The sequence below is a fragment of the Streptomyces sp. UNOC14_S4 genome (genome assembly GCF_020740835.1).
Classification (GTDB): domain Bacteria; phylum Actinomycetota; class Actinomycetes; order Streptomycetales; family Streptomycetaceae; genus Streptomyces.
This window is the reverse complement of record NZ_JAINFC010000132.1, coordinates 1-16,483: the sequence shown is the minus strand read 5'-3', so window position 1 is coordinate 16,483 and position 16,483 is coordinate 1. Positions and strand designations below refer to the sequence as shown.

16 protein-coding genes are annotated in these 16,483 nt (G+C 73.1%); 6 read left to right on the top strand and 10 right to left on the bottom strand.

The features are described 5' to 3' along the window. Window positions 1-69 precede the first annotated feature (69 nt). On the top strand, window positions 70-1,113 hold the full coding sequence (locus K6I34_RS14610) for a TIGR04222 domain-containing membrane protein (protein ID WP_229326091.1): 1,044 nt from the start codon (window positions 70-72) through the stop codon (window positions 1,111-1,113). A gap of 138 nt (window positions 1,114-1,251) precedes the next feature. On the opposite strand, the gene K6I34_RS14605 is transcribed toward K6I34_RS14610, so the two are convergent. Next, on the bottom strand, window positions 1,252-3,264 hold the full coding sequence (locus tag K6I34_RS14605; RefSeq protein WP_229326089.1) for a glycosyltransferase family 2 protein: 2,013 nt from the start codon (window positions 3,262-3,264) through the stop codon (window positions 1,252-1,254). Window positions 3,265-3,651: 387 nt separating this feature from the next. Between K6I34_RS14605 and K6I34_RS14600 the strand changes: the two genes are divergently transcribed. Both K6I34_RS14600 and K6I34_RS14595 read left to right on the top strand, forming a co-directional pair. Next, on the top strand, window positions 3,652-4,170 hold the full coding sequence (locus K6I34_RS14600; protein ID WP_229326087.1) for a hypothetical protein: 519 nt from the start codon (window positions 3,652-3,654) through the stop codon (window positions 4,168-4,170). A 95-nt stretch (window positions 4,171-4,265) separates the two neighbouring features. Further along, entirely contained in the window at window positions 4,266-5,282 is a 1,017-nt protein-coding gene (locus K6I34_RS14595; protein WP_229326085.1) for an alpha/beta hydrolase, read from the top strand. Here the strand turns inward: K6I34_RS14595 and K6I34_RS14590 are convergent. Together K6I34_RS14590 and K6I34_RS14585 are read right to left on the bottom strand one after the other, a co-directional pair. After that, on the bottom strand, window positions 5,249-5,569 hold the full coding sequence (locus K6I34_RS14590; RefSeq protein ID WP_229326095.1) for a GatB/YqeY domain-containing protein: 321 nt from the start codon (window positions 5,567-5,569) through the stop codon (window positions 5,249-5,251). The genes K6I34_RS14595 and K6I34_RS14590 overlap by 34 nt on opposite strands. A 127-nt stretch (window positions 5,570-5,696) precedes the next feature. Beyond that, complete coding sequence (locus K6I34_RS14585; protein WP_308294008.1) at window positions 5,697-6,287, bottom strand: SDR family oxidoreductase; 591 nt, start codon at window positions 6,285-6,287, stop codon at window positions 5,697-5,699. Here K6I34_RS14585 and K6I34_RS14580 point away from each other — a divergent pair. From K6I34_RS14580 to K6I34_RS14570, 3 genes are all read left to right on the top strand, one after another. Next, window positions 6,258-6,731, top strand: coding sequence for a MarR family winged helix-turn-helix transcriptional regulator (locus K6I34_RS14580; protein ID WP_229326081.1), 474 nt, complete (start codon window positions 6,258-6,260; stop codon window positions 6,729-6,731). The two genes, K6I34_RS14585 and K6I34_RS14580, sit on opposite strands and share 30 nt — an antisense overlap. A 129-nt stretch (window positions 6,732-6,860) precedes the next feature. After that, window positions 6,861-8,099 (top strand): cytochrome P450, encoded by a 1,239-nt coding sequence (locus K6I34_RS14575; RefSeq protein ID WP_229326078.1) that lies wholly within the window; start codon window positions 6,861-6,863, stop codon window positions 8,097-8,099. A gap of 44 nt (window positions 8,100-8,143) precedes the next feature. Further along, window positions 8,144-8,350, top strand: a complete 207-nt coding sequence (locus K6I34_RS14570) for a ferredoxin (protein WP_229326076.1) — start codon at window positions 8,144-8,146, stop codon at window positions 8,348-8,350. A 143-nt stretch (window positions 8,351-8,493) separates the two neighbouring features. Here the strand turns inward: K6I34_RS14570 and K6I34_RS14565 are convergent, their stop codons facing one another. The 7 genes from K6I34_RS14565 to K6I34_RS14535 all read right to left on the bottom strand — a co-directional run bounded on the left by K6I34_RS14565 (window position 8,494) and on the right by K6I34_RS14535 (window position 16,440). Next, window positions 8,494-9,819, bottom strand: a complete 1,326-nt coding sequence (locus K6I34_RS14565) for an OFA family MFS transporter (RefSeq protein WP_229326074.1) — start codon at window positions 9,817-9,819, stop codon at window positions 8,494-8,496. Window positions 9,820-9,908: 89 nt separating this feature from the next. Further along, window positions 9,909-10,817 carry a universal stress protein gene (locus tag K6I34_RS14560; protein WP_229326072.1) on the bottom strand — a complete coding sequence of 303 codons (909 nt, stop codon included), beginning with the start codon at window positions 10,815-10,817 and terminating at the stop codon, window positions 9,909-9,911. A gap of 54 nt (window positions 10,818-10,871) precedes the next feature. After that, window positions 10,872-12,101: a macrolide family glycosyltransferase gene (locus K6I34_RS14555; RefSeq protein WP_229326093.1), complete on the bottom strand. Its 1,230-nt coding sequence runs from the start codon at window positions 12,099-12,101 to the stop codon at window positions 10,872-10,874. Window positions 12,102-12,133: 32 nt separating this feature from the next. Next, complete coding sequence (locus K6I34_RS14550; RefSeq protein WP_229326070.1) at window positions 12,134-12,655, bottom strand: GNAT family N-acetyltransferase; 522 nt, start codon at window positions 12,653-12,655, stop codon at window positions 12,134-12,136. Continuing rightward, window positions 12,652-13,875, bottom strand: coding sequence for a cytochrome P450 (locus K6I34_RS14545; RefSeq protein ID WP_229326068.1), 1,224 nt, complete (start codon window positions 13,873-13,875; stop codon window positions 12,652-12,654). The genes K6I34_RS14550 and K6I34_RS14545 overlap by 4 nt, the downstream gene beginning before the upstream one ends. A gap of 13 nt (window positions 13,876-13,888) precedes the next feature. Beyond that, window positions 13,889-15,085: a YcaO-like family protein gene (locus K6I34_RS14540; protein ID WP_229326066.1), complete on the bottom strand. Its 1,197-nt coding sequence runs from the start codon at window positions 15,083-15,085 to the stop codon at window positions 13,889-13,891. Beyond that, window positions 15,082-16,440 (bottom strand): TfuA-like protein, encoded by a 1,359-nt coding sequence (locus K6I34_RS14535; RefSeq protein ID WP_229326064.1) that lies wholly within the window; start codon window positions 16,438-16,440, stop codon window positions 15,082-15,084. Before K6I34_RS14535 ends, K6I34_RS14540 begins: the two co-directional genes overlap by 4 nt. Window positions 16,441-16,483 lie beyond the last annotated feature (43 nt).

Here is a 16,483-nt window from a genome sequence, read left to right as displayed (position 1 = left end):
GCGCCGCCGCCTCCGGCAGCTCGCCCCCCGCCGCACATTCCCCGGCATCCTCGGAAGGAAGGCCACCCCGTGAACTACGAGTACCTCTGCCTGGCGGCCTTCTGGCTGGCCGTGGCCGCCTGCGCCCGCTACGGCTCCGCGGCCCGGGCCAAGGCCGTACGCGCCCATAAGGAGACGCCCGGTCCGCTCTCCCTGGAGAAGGAGACCGGCCCGGCCACCCAGCAGGTGCTGGAACTGGCCTGGATGACCGGCGGCCCGGGCCGGGTCGTCGACACCGCGGTCGCCGCCATGCACCGGGACGGAATGCTGCAGCTCACCCGCCAGGGCAAGGTCCACCTGCCGCAGGGCAGCCGGGCGCGCACGCAGGTGGAGAACGCCGTCCGGCGCGCACACGCCGAAGCGGGGCGCGGCACCTCGCCCAAGCTCGCCGCGCTGCGGGCGCGGGCCGTGGCCCGGCGGGAGGTGCGCGCCATCGGGGACGACCTGGCCGGGCGTGGCCTGTCCTACACCGGTGCGCAGCGGAAGGGCTTCCGTCGGCGCCAGCGTCTGCTCCGGGTGCTGCGATGGCTCCCGCTGCCCTGGCTCGTCCTCTTCTTCGTGGACCACTCCCCGCGGGAGGCCGGCAACCTGGTCTTCGCCTGCCTGCTGGCCCTGTCCGCGTATGCCGCCCACTGGGTGCGTACGCGCGTTCTACCCACGCCCGATGCCCGTACCCCGGGGGCGGACGAGGCCGAGCGGCGGGCGCGACAGGCGTGTGTGCCCGCCGGGACCACCGCCGTCGCGGGCGCCGGTGTCGGTGTGGCCGTCGGCCTCGGGCTGGCGGCACTGGTCGGCCTGGCGCTGGACGGCCCGGAAGCCGTGGCCGACGAAGAGCTGCGGGACCAACTGGCCGGAGCCGCCACCGACGGCACCGGCTCGGTCTTCGGTGACCTCTTCAGCGGTGGCTGGAGCAGCAGCGGCGGCTGGAGCGGCGGAGGAGGCAGCAGCGGCTGGAGCTGTGGGAGCTCCGGCGACAGCGGCTCGAGTGACAGCAGCGGCTGTTCCAGCGGCAGCAGTTGTGGCAGCAGCTGCGGCAGTAGCTGTGGCAGCAGTTGCGGGGGCGGCGGCGACTGAGCGGGCTCGGCGAAGTCCGATGCGGTTCGGTGGCGCCCCAAAGGGGCGCGGGGCAGTGTTGCATCGTGCGGCTCCGCCGCGTGGGCGCGACCGGCCACGACGCACCCGCAGATGACACACCGGACTCCCAGCGGAGCGTCAGCGCTTCAGCCGGCCCCGTACCGCCTTGATCAACTGCACCCGCTCGACCCGCAGGGTCAGCGCGTCGCGATCGCGTCCCGGCAGCGGCTTGGCGTACCACGGCATGCCGAGCCGCTGCCAGCGCGCGGGGCCGAGCGACGGCTGCGGCGGTACGGGTACGGACCACTCCGCGTCCGTACCCGCCACCGCGAGGCGGAGCCCGAGCCGCCACTCGCCCGCCGTGGTGCACGGCATCAGCGCGGTGAACCTGCCGCCGGTCGGGGACACCTCCACCACCACGGTCCTCTCCGCGCCGTCCGGCCCCTCGGCGCGGAGCGTCAGCGCGTCCTTCGGCCAGTCCGCGAGGGTGCAGCGGCCGCTGACGGCGAGGGTGGCGGGCGTGTCGGGGGACCAGACCGCGCCCGTCACGCGCAGCCGCGGCCGCACCCGGGGGCGGGTCTCGCCGACGTCCAGGGTGAGGTTGCCGTACGGCTTGGTGGTGTACAGCGCGACCGCCGTCCCCTGCGCGGTGACCAGCACGGTCGTCGCGTCGGTCACCGACTCCGCGCGGCTGCTGCCGAGGCGGGCCTCCTTGGTGACGCCCTGGGCGCCCACCGCCAGCGAGATGTCCCAGAGCCCGGCCGACAGCGGCGCGAGGTCGACCGTGACGTCGAAGCCCGCCGCTCCGTAGTCGTGGCGGCCGCCGTCCTCGTCGGCTCCCAGGCCCGGGGTGGGGACGTGGTGGACCGGGAGGCGGCGCTCCTCGCCCGAGCCGCGCCTGCGGAGGACGAGCTCGGTCGACACGCCGGTCGTCGCGACGCGGTGGATGTAGGCGTGGCCCGCGAGGCGGAGCCCGGTGGCGTTGATCTCCGCGGACTCGACGCGGTGCCGGACACGGAGCTCGGCGGTGATGTCGTAGCAGTCGTCGGGGATGCCGAGCGTGGAGTCGCGGAAGTAGGGGTAGAGGGCGTGGACGCGCCCGTTCTCGACCAGGAGGTCCGGGCCCTCGGCCGCCGTGGCGGCCAGGGTGGTGATGCCGTAGCTGGCGGCGCCCCGGTCGAGCTCCCAGTGGACGAGGGTGAGGAGCTCGTCGAGGAGCGCGTGGCGGACGAGGTGGCAGCGGAGCCGGATCACGGCGGGCAGCCGGGCGGCCAGGCCCTCGGTCCAGTACGGGGTGACGAGGTCGGCCAGCTCGCGCAGGAGCTTGTCCTGGACGTCGCGCTGCGGCTCCCGGCACAGCTGGAGGACCGCGTCGCGGAGCTCGACGGCGTAGTGCCGGTGCATCAGGGCGTCGCGGTCGGGGCCGTCCGGGACACGTTCCGCGACCAGCTCGGTCATGGTCCGGAACAGGTCCATCCGCATCCGCGTGCCGTGTTCCTGCGCGGTGATGTTGTTGCCGTCCTCGCGCGCGACCCAGTAGAGGCAGTCGTGGTCGGCGACCACGGATATCGCGGCGGCCTCGAGGTAGGCGGTGGCGACGAACGGCTGGTCCTCGCCGATCGACAGCCCCGTGTCGAAGCGGAGCCGGAGGCGGTCGATCAGCTCGCGGCGGAACAGCTTCATCGGGTTGAGCGTCCAGTAGACGCGGGAGGCGAAGACGTCGGTCCGGGGCTGGTTGCGCCGGAACATCGACTGCGGCGCGCGACGCCCGCCCTCGCCCACGATCCGGCCGAGCACCACGTCCGAGCCGTTCTCGTCGGCCGACGCGACCATGCGCTCCAGGGCCTCCGGGCCGAGGTGGTCGTCCGCGTCGAGGAAGAAGACGTACCGTCCGGTGGCACGGTCGAGGCCCAGATTCCGTGGGCCCGCGGGCCCACCGGAGTTCGGCTGATGGACCACCCGCATCAGCGGCGCGTCCTCCGCCAGGCGGTCGAGCTCCTCCGCCGTCCCGTCCGTGGAGCCGTCGTCGACCGCGATCAGCTCGATCCGGTCCGCGCCCAGGGTCTGGCCGAGGACGGATGTGACACTGCGGGTCACGTACGGCATGGCGTTGTACGCGGCGATGATGACCGTGACATCCGGTCCAGACATGGCGAGGGGCTCCGTTCCCGCAGTTCAGAGTGTGATTTAAGGGTATAGGAATGGCCCGAACCGGTGTTCTGGAACGGCGGCCCGGCCCGGTGGCCACGGACCCTGGCCCGGTGGCCGGCGACGGACGCGGCATCTGGCCGGATCCCGTCCTTGCCGGAATTCATGGGGCGCGGGAGAGTGGGCCGCGCTCGCTCTGCCGGGCAAACGGTGACGGTGACGACGGCCCCACTGCGGTTTCCACGAGATCCTCCCCGAAACGATCGAGTCCGAGATCGTCTCGCGGAGGCGCACGCGCACGCTCACGTTCACGAATCCACAAAGGAAGTGGTCGCCATGGGCAGACGTGTGTTCCGGTCCTGCCGAAGATCTTTCACCGTATTGCTGGGAATGGTATTGAGCGCCTTCCTGGTCAATACGGCACCCGCGTCGGCCGTGAAGGGTCCGACGGTGGGGAACGAGGAGTTCAAAGCGTTCAACATGTGGTTCGACGTCACCGCCCTGTCCAACACCAATGAGTGCATTCCCTCATGGGTCACGGCGCGCTACCGGGACCCCGTCTCCGGCAGCGACACGTGGACCAGGCTCATCCGGACCAACAACAACGGATGCGAGACCGACCAGGAGCATCTGCAGAAGTTCGGCGACTTCCAGAACACCTGGAGCAGCGTCAACCTGCTCGGCGGCCCGAAGCCGGGGCAGCACCTGTTCTGGAAGGACCTCACGAGCCTGACGCTGACCGTGACCACTCCGAACACCCCGCCGGGGCGGCAGAAGTGCGTGAGCGTCAACAAATTCGGCATCTGGGCGCTGGACACGAACAACTACTGGCACGAGCTGGTCAATGAGCAGTTCGAGTGGATATTCTGCGACGGCCACAACGACGTTGAATTGTTCGTCAAGCACTGACGTCCGCAAGTACTGACGTCCGGCCGTGGAGAGGCAACGGTTCGAGGGCCCCCCGGGGGGGGCGCCCTCGAACCTGCGGCGGGGGAGTGACCTTCATGAGGGCCTGGGACGTGCCCCTTCTCGACCCGGAAATCGGCGCGGCGCTGGCGGCCCTGGGGGACGGGGCGAGGGAACCGCTGACCCCGGAGAACCTGGCGGCCCGGCAGGAGCGGGACGCCGCGACCCGGCCCCGGCCGACGGTCCGGGATCTCCGGGCCGACGGCCGCTTCGAGGTGGACGAGCTGAGCGTGCCGGGAGCGCCGGGCGACCCGGACGTCACACTGGTGAGCGCCCGGCCCGCAGGGATCGCCGGGCCCCTGCCGCTGCTGTACTACATGCACGGCGGCGGAATGATCACGGGCAACGCGTGGTCCGTACTGCCGCGGCTGCTGCGTGAATGGGCGCTGCCGCTGGGGCTGGCCGTCATATCGGTGGAGTACCGGCTCGCACCGCGGACGCGGTATCCCGGGCCGGTGGAGGACTGCTACGCCGGATTCGTCTGGGCGGCCGAACACGCGGCCCGGCTGGGCGTCGACGCCGACCGCATCGCCATCGGGGGCAAGAGCGCCGGTGGCGGACTCGCCGCGGCACTCGCCCTGCTCACCCGCGACCGCGGCGGGCCCGCGCCGGTCGGGCAACTCCTCATGTGCCCGATGCTCGACGACCGCGGCACCACCTTCTCCAGCCACCAGATGGCCGGTGTCGACACCTGGGACCGGACCTCCGGCACCACCGCGTGGCAGGCGCTGCTGGGCGACCGGTACGGTGCCGCGGACCTGCCGCCCTACGCGGCCCCCGCCCGCGCCACGGACCTCTCCGGGCTGCCCCCGGCCTACATCGACGTCGGGTCGGCCGAGACCCTCAGGGACGAGGACGTGGCCTACGCCGACGCGATCTGGCGCTCCGGCGGCCAGGCGGAACTGCACGTATGGCCCGGAGCCTGCCACGGCTTCGACACCTTCGCACCAGAGGCGGCCCTCAGCCGGGAAGCCCGCGACACCCGCACCCGCTGGCTCCGGCGCATCCTCGCCCGGACCGCCTATGCGGCGCCGGGGCCGTCGAGCAGCCGCTGAAGCACGGCGGCCTCCGCGCGGAGGCGCGCGGCACGGCCGGCGTGTGCGGGCGCGGTCAATTGCGCTGCGGCATCGAGCCGTTCGGTGATCTCGGCGTGCACGATGTCCACCACGTCGCGCTCGCTCAGCTCACTCCGTACCGCCTCGGTGGTGCCCGCCCCGACCGGCGAGTGTTCGAGGGCCACGCCGCGCAGCCCGGCTTCGCCCACGGGCACCGCCTCGGCGTTGTCCAGCGCGGCGAGTGTCGCGCGCAGCGTGCTCACCGAGACCTTGTCGCGGGCACGCATCGCTTCCGGCAGGGCCTGACGCATCCGAAGACGTAGAGACATGCCGGTGATCCTAACTCGGGCTGTTTCCCTGCCTATACGAGCCCACTACGAGCCCACGGCCCGGATCGATTGTCCCAACGGGTGGTCAGAACATACGCGGCTGCCCGCTGGAAGCGCTGAGTCCGCCGTCGACGGGAATGTGCGCCGTTGACGAAGCGGGCGTCGTGACCGGCCAGGAAGGTGATGACGTCGGCGACTTCGTCCGGTTCGGCGGGGCGCCGCATGGGAATGCGCTGACGGAAAGCGGCGAGTTTTTCCCGGTGTTGTAGGCGGCCAGACCCCAGTCCGCCCCGAGCCCGGACACCGAGCCGACATTGACGATGCAGCCACCGGCGCGGCGGAGATGGGGCAGTGCGGCCTTCGAGGCGAAGAAGGCGCCGTCGACGTCGACGCCCATGATCTGGCGCCACGTGGCGGTGTCGGTGTGCTCGACGGTACCGGCCACGCCGAAGGCCGCGTTGTTGACCAGCGCGTCCAGCCGCCTGTACTCCTCGGGCACACCCGCGATCGGCGCGGTGGAGGGTTCGTCCGCCGTATTCGACGAACTGGCCGTGGCCTGCCCCGACTTCGCGACCGGCTTCGACTCACCACACGGATCGCGGCAGAACCATAGACACCCTATATAGGTGGGTGATACACCGGGAGTATGGAGGGAACGCCCGAAGGGCGGCGCCACGAGGCGGCGGTGGCACTGATCGATGTGGTCGTCGTGATGCTGAGGCACCTCTCGGCACGGGAGGGCATGAGCCTGACCACCGTCTCGACGCTGGGGAGGCTGGAGCGGGAAGGCCCGGTCCGGCTGACCCTGCTGGCCACGGCGGAAGGCATCGCCCAGCCCTCGATGTCACAGCTCGTGCAGCGGCTGGAACGCCAGGGCCTCGCCACGCGGCTGCGCCATCCCGAGGACGGGCGGGTCTGTCTGGTCGCCATCACGGACGCCGGACGGGAGTTGCTGGCCGAGCGCCACCGGGCGGCGGAGGCCCGGATCGCCGACCTGCTGGGCACGCTGCCCGCCGAGAACCTGCGCGCGCTGGACGAGGCCCTGCGCACGGCCCTGCCCATCGTCCGGCAGGTGGCCCGGGCCGCCACCGCGCGGCCTCGCGGCAGGCCGGTGCCCTGACCCGCGCCGTGCTCGTCGGCGCGTCCCCTCCTGCGGGCCGGACCCGGCCGGCCGCGCCTCCGGCGCGAGCCGCGTCCCGGATCCGGCCTGCCCGACACGGCAATGGACCTGCGAAAGGGGCGGAGAACCATGAGCACCACCGCGGAACCCGGCACCCACGCGTTGTTCACCGAGACACCCGGTTACCCCATGACCCGGGCGACCGGCTGTCCGTTCGACCCACCGCCGACCCTGCGCGCCCTGCAGGCCGCGGCCCCGGTCACCCGGGTGCGCCTCTGGGACGGCAGCACCCCCTGGCTGGTCACCCGCTACGAGGACGTGCGGGCGCTGTCGGCCGATCCGCGGATCAGCGCGGACGCCACCCTCCCGCACTACCCGCACCCGGGCGCGGCCCAGAAGGAGACCCGGCCGCTGATACGCAGCTTCCTCACCATGGACGACCCGGACCACGCCCGGCTGCGCCGGATGGTCACCTCCGCGTTCTCCATCAAACGGGTGGAGGCACTGCGACCGGTGGTCCAGAAGATCGTCGACGGCCTGATCGACGCCATGCTCGACGGCCCGAAGCCGGTGGACCTGGTCCAGGCGTTCGCGCTGCCGGTACCGTCGCTCGTCATCTGCGAACTGCTGGGCGTCCCGTACGCCGACCACGGCTCCTTCCAGTCCGACAGCCAGGTCCTGGTCAAGCGCTCCACGACGACGGACCAGGCCCGGGAGGCCACGGAGCGGCTGATCGGCTACCTGGAGCGGCTGATCGACGACAAGCTCGCCCGCCCGGCGGACGACCTGCTCTCCACGCTGGCCGGGCGGATCCGCGCCGGTGAGCTGTCCCGGCGGGAAGCGGCCAGCATGGGCGTGCTGCTGCTGATCGCCGGGCACGAGACGACGGCGAACATGATCGCGCTCGGCACCCTGGCCCTGCTGCAGCACCCCGACCAGCTGGCCAGGCTGCGCGAGAGCGACGACCCGAAGCTGATCGCCTCGGCGGTCGAGGAGCTCCTGCGCTACCTGACGATCGTGCACAACGGGCGGCGCCGGGTGGCTCTGGAGGACATCGGGATCGACGGGGTGACCATCCGCGCGGGCGAAGGCGTCGTCCTCGCCGGGGACATCGGCAACCGCGACCCGGCCGCCTTCTCCGAACCCGACCGGCTGGACGTGGACCGCAACCCCCGCCACCACATGGCCTTCGGCTTCGGCGTCCACCAGTGCCTCGGCCAGCCCCTGGCCCGGCTGGAACTGCAGGTCGTCTACAGCACCCTCTACCGCCGTATCCCCGCCCTGAAGGCGGCGGCCGGCCTCGACGGGATCCCGTTCAAGCACGACGGACTCATCTACGGCGTCTACGAGCTGCCCGTCACCTGGTGACCGCGGCCGGTCGCACGGTGAGACCAGCGAGAGAGAAGGTTCCGATGAAGGTGTTCATCGACCAGGACAGGTGCGTCGGCGCCGGCCAGTGCGTGCTGAGCGCGCCCGAGGTGTTCGACCAGCGCGAGGAGGACGGCATCGTCGTCCTCCTCGCCGAGACCCCGTCCGAGGGGCTCGCGGACGACGTACGGCAGGCCGCGACCCTCTGCCCGGCCCAGGCGATCTGGCTGGAAGAGCAGGCGACGGAGTGAGGCGCATCGTCACCGGCCGTTCCCGAAGGGTCAGCCCGTGAACAACTGACGCGTTTTCAGCACCAGTTCGTACACGCCGTAGGCGAAGGGAGCGCCCACCCACAGCCAGCTGAACACCAGCAGCGCCCTGCGCCGTCCCCCGCTCACGGCGCCACCCCCTCCTCCCGGACCGCCTCCGGACGACCGCCCTCGCCCGGAGGCTCGTGGTACCGAGGATGTACGGGCCGGACGAACTCGCCCACCACGAAACCCACCACCAGCAGACCCAGCATGGTGAAGAACGACGGCGTGTACAGATCGGCTCCCGTACGGCCCGCCGAGCCGCGCGCGTCGGCCAGGGCGTTGACGATCAGCGGGCCGAGGATCCCGGCGGTGGACCACGCCGTGAGCAGACGGCCGTGGATCGCCCCGACCTGGTACGTGCCGAACAGGTCCTTCAGATAGGCGGGGAGAGTGGCGAAGCCCCCGCCGTAGAAGGAGAGGATGACCGCGGCACAGACGAGGAAGACCGGTTTGGAGGAGCCGCCGACGAGAGCGAGGAGGAGGTACGTCCCCGCGCCCGCGCCGAGGTAGAGCCGGTAGATGTTCTTGCGGCCCGTCAGGTCCGAGGCGGCGGACCACGCCAGGCGGCCCAGCATGTTGGCCAGCGACAGCAGGCCGACGAAGCCCGCCGCCGCGGCCGGGGTGACGGCGAACAGGGAGGTGACCATCGGCGCGGCCTTCTCCAGGATCCCGATGCCCGCCGTGACGTTCGCGCACAGCATCACCCACAGGCACCAGAACTGCGGGGTGCGCAGCGCGTTGCGGGCCGAGACGCGCACCGCCGGGAGCCGCGGGGCGGCGACGGTTCCCGCCCGCCCCGGTGGCACGCGCACCAGCAGGACGCCGAGCGTCATGAAGAGCCCGTAGGCGACACCCATCACCGCGAAGGTCCGCGCGATGCCCGGGGCGGACGTGCCGAAGACGGACAGCAGATGGGCGGACCACGGCGAGGCGATGAGCGCGCCCCCGCCGAACCCCATGATGGCGATGCCGGTGGCTGTGCCCGGCCGGTCGGGGAACCAGGACAACAGCGTGGAGACCGGCGAGATGTAGCCGATGCCGAGGCCGATCCCGCCGATCGCACCGTAGCCGAGGACCACGAGCCAGTACTGGCGGAGTTCCGCCCCGAGCGCGGCCACCAGGAAGCCCGAGGAGAAGCAGACGGCCGCCACGGTCATCGCCCACCTCGGACCGCGGCGTTCCACCAGCGTCCCGCCGAAGGCCGCCGACAGCCCGAGCATCACGATGGCCACTTGGAACGGCAGCGCCGAGGCCGTGCCCGAGAGGTGGAGCGAGGACTCCAGCGGCGGTTTGAAGACGCTCCAGGCATACGCCTGGCCGATGGCCAGATGGATGGACAACGCGGCGGGCGGGACAAGCCAGCGACTCCACCCCGGCGGCGCGACGATGCGGCTCGGCGCGAACATGGCCGGACGCTACCCGCGCCCGCGGGAACGCACACCCGGGCCGGGGCACCGGGCGGCCGTGCCGGATGCCCGGCCCGGGTGGCAGCCGGTCAGGCGCGGCCGGAGCCTCGGGCCGCGGGCGGGTGAGGGCTCGGAACGGCGATGACGGGACAGTGCGCGTGGTGCAGCACGCCCTGGCTGACCGAGCCGAGCAGCATGCCCGTGAAGCCGCCGTGCCCCCGCGTCCCGACCACCAGGCCCAGCGCCCGGGCGGACGCCTCGGCAAGCTCCTCCACGGGATGGCCCACGACCACTTCCTGGCGCAGCTCGACCTCGGGGTAGGCCGCGCCGCGCCCGGCCACGGTCTCGGCGAGCAGGCGCCGGCACTCCTGCACCGTCGCGCGCGTGTCCAGCGGGCCGTACGGCCCGCCCGGCTGCAGCACGTACACCGCCCGCAATGCCGCGCCGTGCAGGGCGGCCTCCTGGAAGGCGGCATCCACGGCGGCCGCCGAGTGCGCGCTGCCGTCGACCCCCACGACGAAGTGCGAGTGCCGGGTGATGTGCTCCGGCTCGGGCACCACGACCACCGGGCAACGGGCGTGCGCCATCAGGGGCAGGGCGACGGAGGCGGGGCTGAACACCTCCTTCACCCGGCCCAGGTGCCGGAAGCCCAGCACCACGGCCGTGGCGCCGTGGGAGTGCTCGCGCAGCACCCAGGCCGGGGTGCCCTCGGCCAGCAGCCCCGAGATCTCCACCCCCGGCTGCCGTTCCTCCGCGAAGTCCACGGCCTCGCGGAGCACCTGTTCACCGGCCTCGTGCAGCGCCTGGTTCCACTCCTCCCAGGACGGCCGCACCTCCCTCTTCCGGTACCCGCCGGTCGGCACGCCCTCGGCGTGGACCAGGCGCAGGGGCACACGGCGCCGGGCGGCCTCGTCCGCGGCCCAGGCGACCGCCATGCGGTGGGACGGGTCGGGGTCGACGCCGACCACGACCGCCCGGTGCTCCTCCGGTGGGGACATCACCATCTCCTGGTCGACTCGTGCGTGCCTCGGCCCGCCCTGCCGGACGCTCCGTCACGACGAGTGATCGACTGCAAGTCTCGAAGGCACGGGGACCCGGCGCAAGCCGGGAGCCGCGAAGGGCTGACCGGCCGCCAGCTGTGCCTCGACGAGGTCCGCCGCCCGCGCCGTCCCGTCGTCGCGGCGGAGTTCCGCGCCGACGGCCGCGAGCCGGGCCGCCGTGCCCGGGTCGTCGACGAGGGCGAGCAGGGTCTCCCGCAGGACCTCGGCCGTGGCCTCCCCGGTGTCGACGCGGCGCCCCGCGCCCAGCCGGACGATCGCGTCCGCGTTGGCGAACTGGTCCGCGGCCTGCGGCACGGCGATCATCGGCACGCCGTGATACAGCCCCTCGACGGTGCCGCCCATCCCCGCATGGGTGAGGAAGGCGTCGCAGTGCTCCAGTACGGCCCGCTGGGGGACCCAGCGGCGCACTTCGACGTTGCCGGGGACCGTGCCGAGCGCCCTGCGCGGCAGCCGGTCGCCGATCTGCAGCACCACGTGCCAGCCGGGGAGACCGCCGAAGGCGGCCAGGCACTGCCGGTAGAAGTCCGGGCGGTCGGTGAACAACGAACCGAGCGAGATCAGCAGCACCCGCTCCGCACCCTCCGGCCTCGTCCACGTCCCTTTCCCCACGGGGTGGTCCAGGCACGGGCCGACGAAGGTGTAGCGCCGGGGATCGACCTCCCGCGCCCGCGGCTGGAGGTACGGCGGCAGCGGCACGACGCAGCGGTCCGGCCGGAGCGTGAACGCGACGGGATCGGTGCCGGCGAAGCCCTGCCCGGCCAGCCACGCCGCGTACCGCCGGAAGTGCGCCGCGCCGCGCGGGTCGCGGCGCAGCCGGGCGAGCGGACCCTGCTGTTCGTACCCCTCCCACACGACGAAGGTCGACGAGATCTGCACGATCGGCACGTTCCAGGCCCGGGCGAGCACCCGCGCGGCGACTCCGGCCTGGTCGTAGAGGAACAGGTCGGGCCGGTCCCGTTCGTAGGCCGTACGCAGCTGGGGCAGCATCGTCATGGCCTCGGTCAGGAAGAGGTCCAGCTGCTCCACCGGATCGTCCGGCCAGGCGGAGCCCGTGACGGAGGGCAACGACGAGGCGTAGGGCACCAGCCGGGCACCCGTCGCGGCGATCACCTCCGCGCAGCGCGGGTCGTTGGCATAGCTGACCCGGTGGCCGCGCGCGACGAGTTCCCTGATGATGCCGAGGCTCGGGTGGACGTGCCCGGGTGCCGGGACGCCGACCATCGCGATGTGGGCCCGCCCGGGCCGGGGCGCGGTCACAGATCCGTCCGCAGCAGGCTGTAGCCGATCAGGTTGCGGCGCTCGCCCCCGCGCAGCTGTGCCCCGCGGATGACGCCCTCCCGGTGGAAGCCCGCCCGTTCCGCCGTCCGCCGCGCGGCCGCGTTGGCGACATCGGTCATTGCCTCCACCCGGAACACGTCGGTGGTGGCGAACAGATGCTCGGCGAGCAGCCGGAAGGCGGTGGGGCCGACGCCGCGTCCGCGCGCGGCGGGCAGCAGGACCAGGCCCGTGTTCCAGGCCAGGCACGGCACGGTGGGGCCGTGGCTGACCGCGTGCCAGCCGACCGCGCCGAGCATGTCCCCGGTGGTGTCGTCGAGGATCGAGGCGTTCCCCCCGGGGGCGCTGATGGGCAGCGGCGCGGCGGTGGTGCCCGCGTCCACGTCGAACGCGCCGTCGTGGTGGGCCTTGAGGATCTCCTTGTCCGCGGCGACCGGCTCGGCGAGCACGATGCCGTTCCGCCGGGCCAGCACGGTCCGCCCGGGGAGGGTGCCGGTCATCGCGCCTCCCCCCAGGCCACCGGAAGTGCCTCCACGGCCCGCACCAGCGTGCTGGGCTGCCAGGTCACCTGCTCCGGAGGGACGGCGAGCCGGATGTCCGGGAAGCGGCACAGCAGTTCACGAAAGGCGATCTCCCCCTCCAGCCGTGCCAGCGGAGCGCCGAGACAGCGGTGGATGCCGTGGCCGAAGGCGAGATGGCCGCTCGCGTCGCGTGCCAGGTCCAGCCGGTCGGGGGCGGGGAAGCGTGCGGGGTCGCGGTTGGCCGCGGAGAGCGAGACGAGCACGAACTCGCCCGCCGGGACGGCCGTTCCGGCGATGTCGACCGGCGCGGTGGTGTAGCGGTAGCTGGCCAGGTTGGCCGGGCCCTCGAAGCGGAGGAACTCCTCGACCGCGTCGGGTATGCGCGACGGGTCCTCCCGCAGGGCCGCGTGCTGGGCCGGATCGGTCAGCAGGGCGAACATGCCGTTGCCGATCAGGTTCACCGTGGTCTCGAAACCGGCGAGCAGCAGCAGGAAGGCGGTGGAGACCAGCTCCTCCTCGTCGAGCTCCTGCTCGCCCTCGGCCTCCACCAGGGCGGTCAGCAGATCCTCACCCGGCGCGGCCCGCTTGGCGGCCACCAGCGCCGTGAGGTAGTCCGCCATCGCGGCGGCCGCCCGGCGCGCCTGTTCGCGGTCGCCCGCGGACTGGTCGAGCAGCGTGCGGGCCCACGCCTGGAAGTCGCCGTGGTCCCGCTCCGGCACGCCCAGCAGCTCACCGATCACGGTGATCGACAGCGGATACGCGTAGGCCTCCAGCAGGTTCGCCTCCCGCCGCGGGGCCATGTCCGTGAGCAGTCGGCGCGCGACCTCCTCGACGCGCGGCCGCAGGGCCGCGACGCGGCGCGCGGTGAACGCCCGGGCGACCGGGCGGCGCAGCCGGGTGTGGTCCGGCGGGTCGCTGCCGAGCATGTTCACGGCCAGCGAGGGCCCGGAGCCCCGGCGCTTGACGGGCTGGTCCATGTGCCGGTCGAACAGCTCGCGGGTATGGCGCATGTCCTTGCTCAGCCGGGGGTCGGCGAGCGCGGCGCGGGCCGCCGCGTGGCCGGTGACGACCCAGACCTTGAGCCCGGTCGGCAGCCGCACCTCGTGCACGGGACCGTCCTCGCGCAACGCCGCGTTGCACGGGTGCGGGTCGCGCAGATAGCCGGGGCCGAGAGCCGCGGGCGGGGCACTGTCGTTCATGGTCACTCACATCTCATGCTCGTGTCGGTCGGTCGTGGCCGGGGTGGACCCGCCGGAGGTCGAGCCCGGCCCCCGGGAGCAGCACCTTGACGACCGCGAACTCGTCGTCCGTGCTCAGATCCACCAGCAGCGGCTCATGGCCCGTCACCGCGGCGGCCCGGGCGCACAGCCAGGCCAACTCGCGCTCCACGTCGTCGAAGGACTCGTCGGCCTCTGCGCCCAGCGGGGACAACACCTCCGGCGCCTTCGGGGGTGCGCTGCCGATGTCACGCACCCGCTCGTACAGCGGACCGATGTCGTCCCGGGTCCCGGCGATCGCGGTGAGTCTGCTCTGCGCCGCCTCGGTCAGCGCGCGGGACAGCGCGACGGAGGTGGAGCTGTGGGCGCCGGCGCCCAGGCAGGTGAGGGGGAGGTCCTGACTCCAGATCTGTACGGTGAAGCAGGGGACGCCGAAACGGCTCGGCAGCCGGACGATCTCCAGTACGGCGTCCGCCGACAGCACCCGCTCGATCAGCTCGCGGCAGGCCTCGTCCTCGACGCTCCCGGGGTCGACGTACGACTGCCCGGGGGGTGTCCCGGTCAGCGCGTCCCGCTCGACGATCTCGTACAGCCCGTGCAGGGCCGCCTCCGCCACCGAGTTGCCGGAGGCCAGGCCGTTGGTGTTCGTCCGGAACCCCGGTGGCCGCCAGCGCCGGTCGTCGACGGACGTGAAGCACACCGCGTCCCGCGGCACCACCGTCGCACCCCCGCCGACCAGGCCCCGGGCGGCGATCCAGTCCAGCGGCGTGGCCGCGCCGACCAGGCTGCCGGGCATGGTGTCGAGGTCCCGCAGCCGGTAGGGGAGCGGGAGCGAGCCGGCGGGGACGCCGCGGTGGGCGAGCGCCGGACGGCTCCGCTCGGCGTGCCACAGCTCGATGCCCTCCATCGCGGCGGAGACCTTGGAGAGGGTCCGGGTGCGGCCCTTGCCCTGGGAGACGCTGACCGTGGCCGCCATCGGCCGTATCGCCATCGCGACCGGGATGCCGATCGAGTCCAGCCCGGTGACGTCCGCGACCCTGGTGATGCCGAAGCGGGCGAGCTTGGGCTCGATGATGCTCCACGTCTCCCGTGGATGCCGGACCCGGTGCGTCCCGTTGGTGAACGCCTTGGCCGTGCCGGGCACGTCGGCTGTATCGGTCATGCCGGCCGTGTCGGTCGTGTGTCCGGTCATGGCCGGTTCACCCCTGCCCGTGCCGACGCCGCTTCCGCCGCCCGGAACCTGCTCCTGAGGAAGTGCGGCCGCAGGGCGGACAGCGCCTCGCCGACGGACGCGAAGCCCCGGTCCCGCGCCGCGGCGAGCAGGGAAGGAGCGTCCTGGGCGGGCACACCCCACAGCACGCCCAGGTGCGCCGTCAGCGGCGCGGAGCCGAGCCGCGTCGTGCTCCACCCGGTACGCCAGGTGGCCACCTCGTCGTTGATCGCGGAGGACTCCGCGACCGCGCGCCGGGCCTCGGGATCGTCGGCCAGGTCCGGCATCGCGCGCACCAGGTCCCACACGCCCCGCGGCGGCCGGTAGGAGCGGACGAGGACACGGACGAGGGACTCGTCGGGCGCCTCGTCGAACTCCCGGATCTCGCGCGGGGTCAGCCAGGCACTCTTCTGCGCCGCGGTGAGCGACCGCGCCGTCAGCCCGTGGCCCGCCGCCACCTCCAGGGCACGGCTACGGGAGGGGCGGCCGTCCCCGGCGATCGCGGCGAGGACGACAGCACGCCATCGCCCGGGGAACGCGGGGTGGTGGACCTGCAGATAGCGCAGGACGGCGGCGCGGCTCACCGGCCGGTTCTCCACCGTCCCGCCGGTGAACTCCGCCTCCCACGCGTAGCACGCCCGGTTGCGCCAGGACCCCGCGGCCCACCCGCTCCCGGCCGTGGTGGCGAGGCCCGCCAGGTTCCCCAGCGTCGCCTGCGCGTCCGCGGCCTTGACGTCGGCGTGTTCGGGGTGCGCGGCCAGGAACGACCGTATGTTCCGGAACGACTCGGCAGTCAGGCGGCTGTCGCCCTCCGCGCACCGCTCGACGGCCCGCCAGCTGCGGGACTGATAGGGCAGGGCACGGGCCAGGTCGACGCACGCGGCCGCCTCCCCGGCGTCTATCGCCCCGGCGCGTCCGGCCGCGGCCACCGCGTGGCGGATGTTGACCAGCGGTTCGCTGAACGGACGGTACTCGGGTGCCTCGCCATGGGCCAGCGCCACCTCGTCGTCGGCGTCGAGCACCCCGTCCCGGTACATCGCGAAGACGACGCCGGACCCGGCCATGCCGAAGGGGTGCAGCTCGGCGGCGCGCAGCGCGCCCATGCTGGAGCAGCCGACCACCCGCGCGCCCGCCGCCAGCGAGCCGAGGATCTCCTTGTGCCGTACGGCACCCGTCTGGTGGTAGTACCCGTCGATGATGACCACGACGTCCCCGGGCCCGGCTGCCAGGCGCGGCAGATCACCGTGGGCGACAGGAGGGTGGACGACCGCCTCGGGCACGATCGCCCGGACGGCGTCGGCCGGAAGGGTCGGCCCGGCGAAAACATGAATGGACAAGAAACCTCCACCGCAGGGGGCCAGGGGAACCGCAGGGCGGCCG

Excerpts from the sequence above, each read along its gene's own strand:
- K6I34_RS14560 (WP_229326072.1), bottom strand. The coding sequence starts at position 10,817 with ATGTCCCCACCGGAGGAGCACCGGGCGGTCGTGGTCGGCGTCGACCCC.
- K6I34_RS14570 (WP_229326076.1), top strand. The coding sequence starts at position 8,144 with ATGAAGGTGTTCATCGACCAGGACAGGTGCGTCGGCGCCGGCCAGTGC.
- K6I34_RS14590 (WP_229326095.1), bottom strand. The coding sequence starts at position 5,569 with ATGCGTGCCCGCGACAAGGTCTCGGTGAGCACGCTGCGCGCGACACTC.
- K6I34_RS14595 (WP_229326085.1), top strand. The coding sequence starts at position 4,266 with ATGAGGGCCTGGGACGTGCCCCTTCTCGACCCGGAAATCGGCGCGGCG.
- K6I34_RS14605 (WP_229326089.1), bottom strand. The coding sequence starts at position 3,264 with ATGTCTGGACCGGATGTCACGGTCATCATCGCCGCGTACAACGCCATG.
- K6I34_RS14550 (WP_229326070.1), bottom strand. The coding sequence starts at position 12,655 with ATGACCGGCACCCTCCCCGGGCGGACCGTGCTGGCCCGGCGGAACGGC.
- K6I34_RS14565 (WP_229326074.1), bottom strand. The coding sequence starts at position 9,819 with ATGTTCGCGCCGAGCCGCATCGTCGCGCCGCCGGGGTGGAGTCGCTGG.
- K6I34_RS14575 (WP_229326078.1), top strand. The coding sequence starts at position 6,861 with ATGAGCACCACCGCGGAACCCGGCACCCACGCGTTGTTCACCGAGACA.
- K6I34_RS14540 (WP_229326066.1), bottom strand. The coding sequence starts at position 15,085 with ATGACCGGACACACGACCGACACGGCCGGCATGACCGATACAGCCGAC.
- K6I34_RS14555 (WP_229326093.1), bottom strand. The coding sequence starts at position 12,101 with ATGGTCGGCGTCCCGGCACCCGGGCACGTCCACCCGAGCCTCGGCATC.
- K6I34_RS14545 (WP_229326068.1), bottom strand. The coding sequence starts at position 13,875 with ATGAACGACAGTGCCCCGCCCGCGGCTCTCGGCCCCGGCTATCTGCGC.
- K6I34_RS14580 (WP_229326081.1), top strand. The coding sequence starts at position 6,258 with ATGGAGGGAACGCCCGAAGGGCGGCGCCACGAGGCGGCGGTGGCACTG.
- K6I34_RS14600 (WP_229326087.1), top strand. The coding sequence starts at position 3,652 with ATGGTATTGAGCGCCTTCCTGGTCAATACGGCACCCGCGTCGGCCGTG.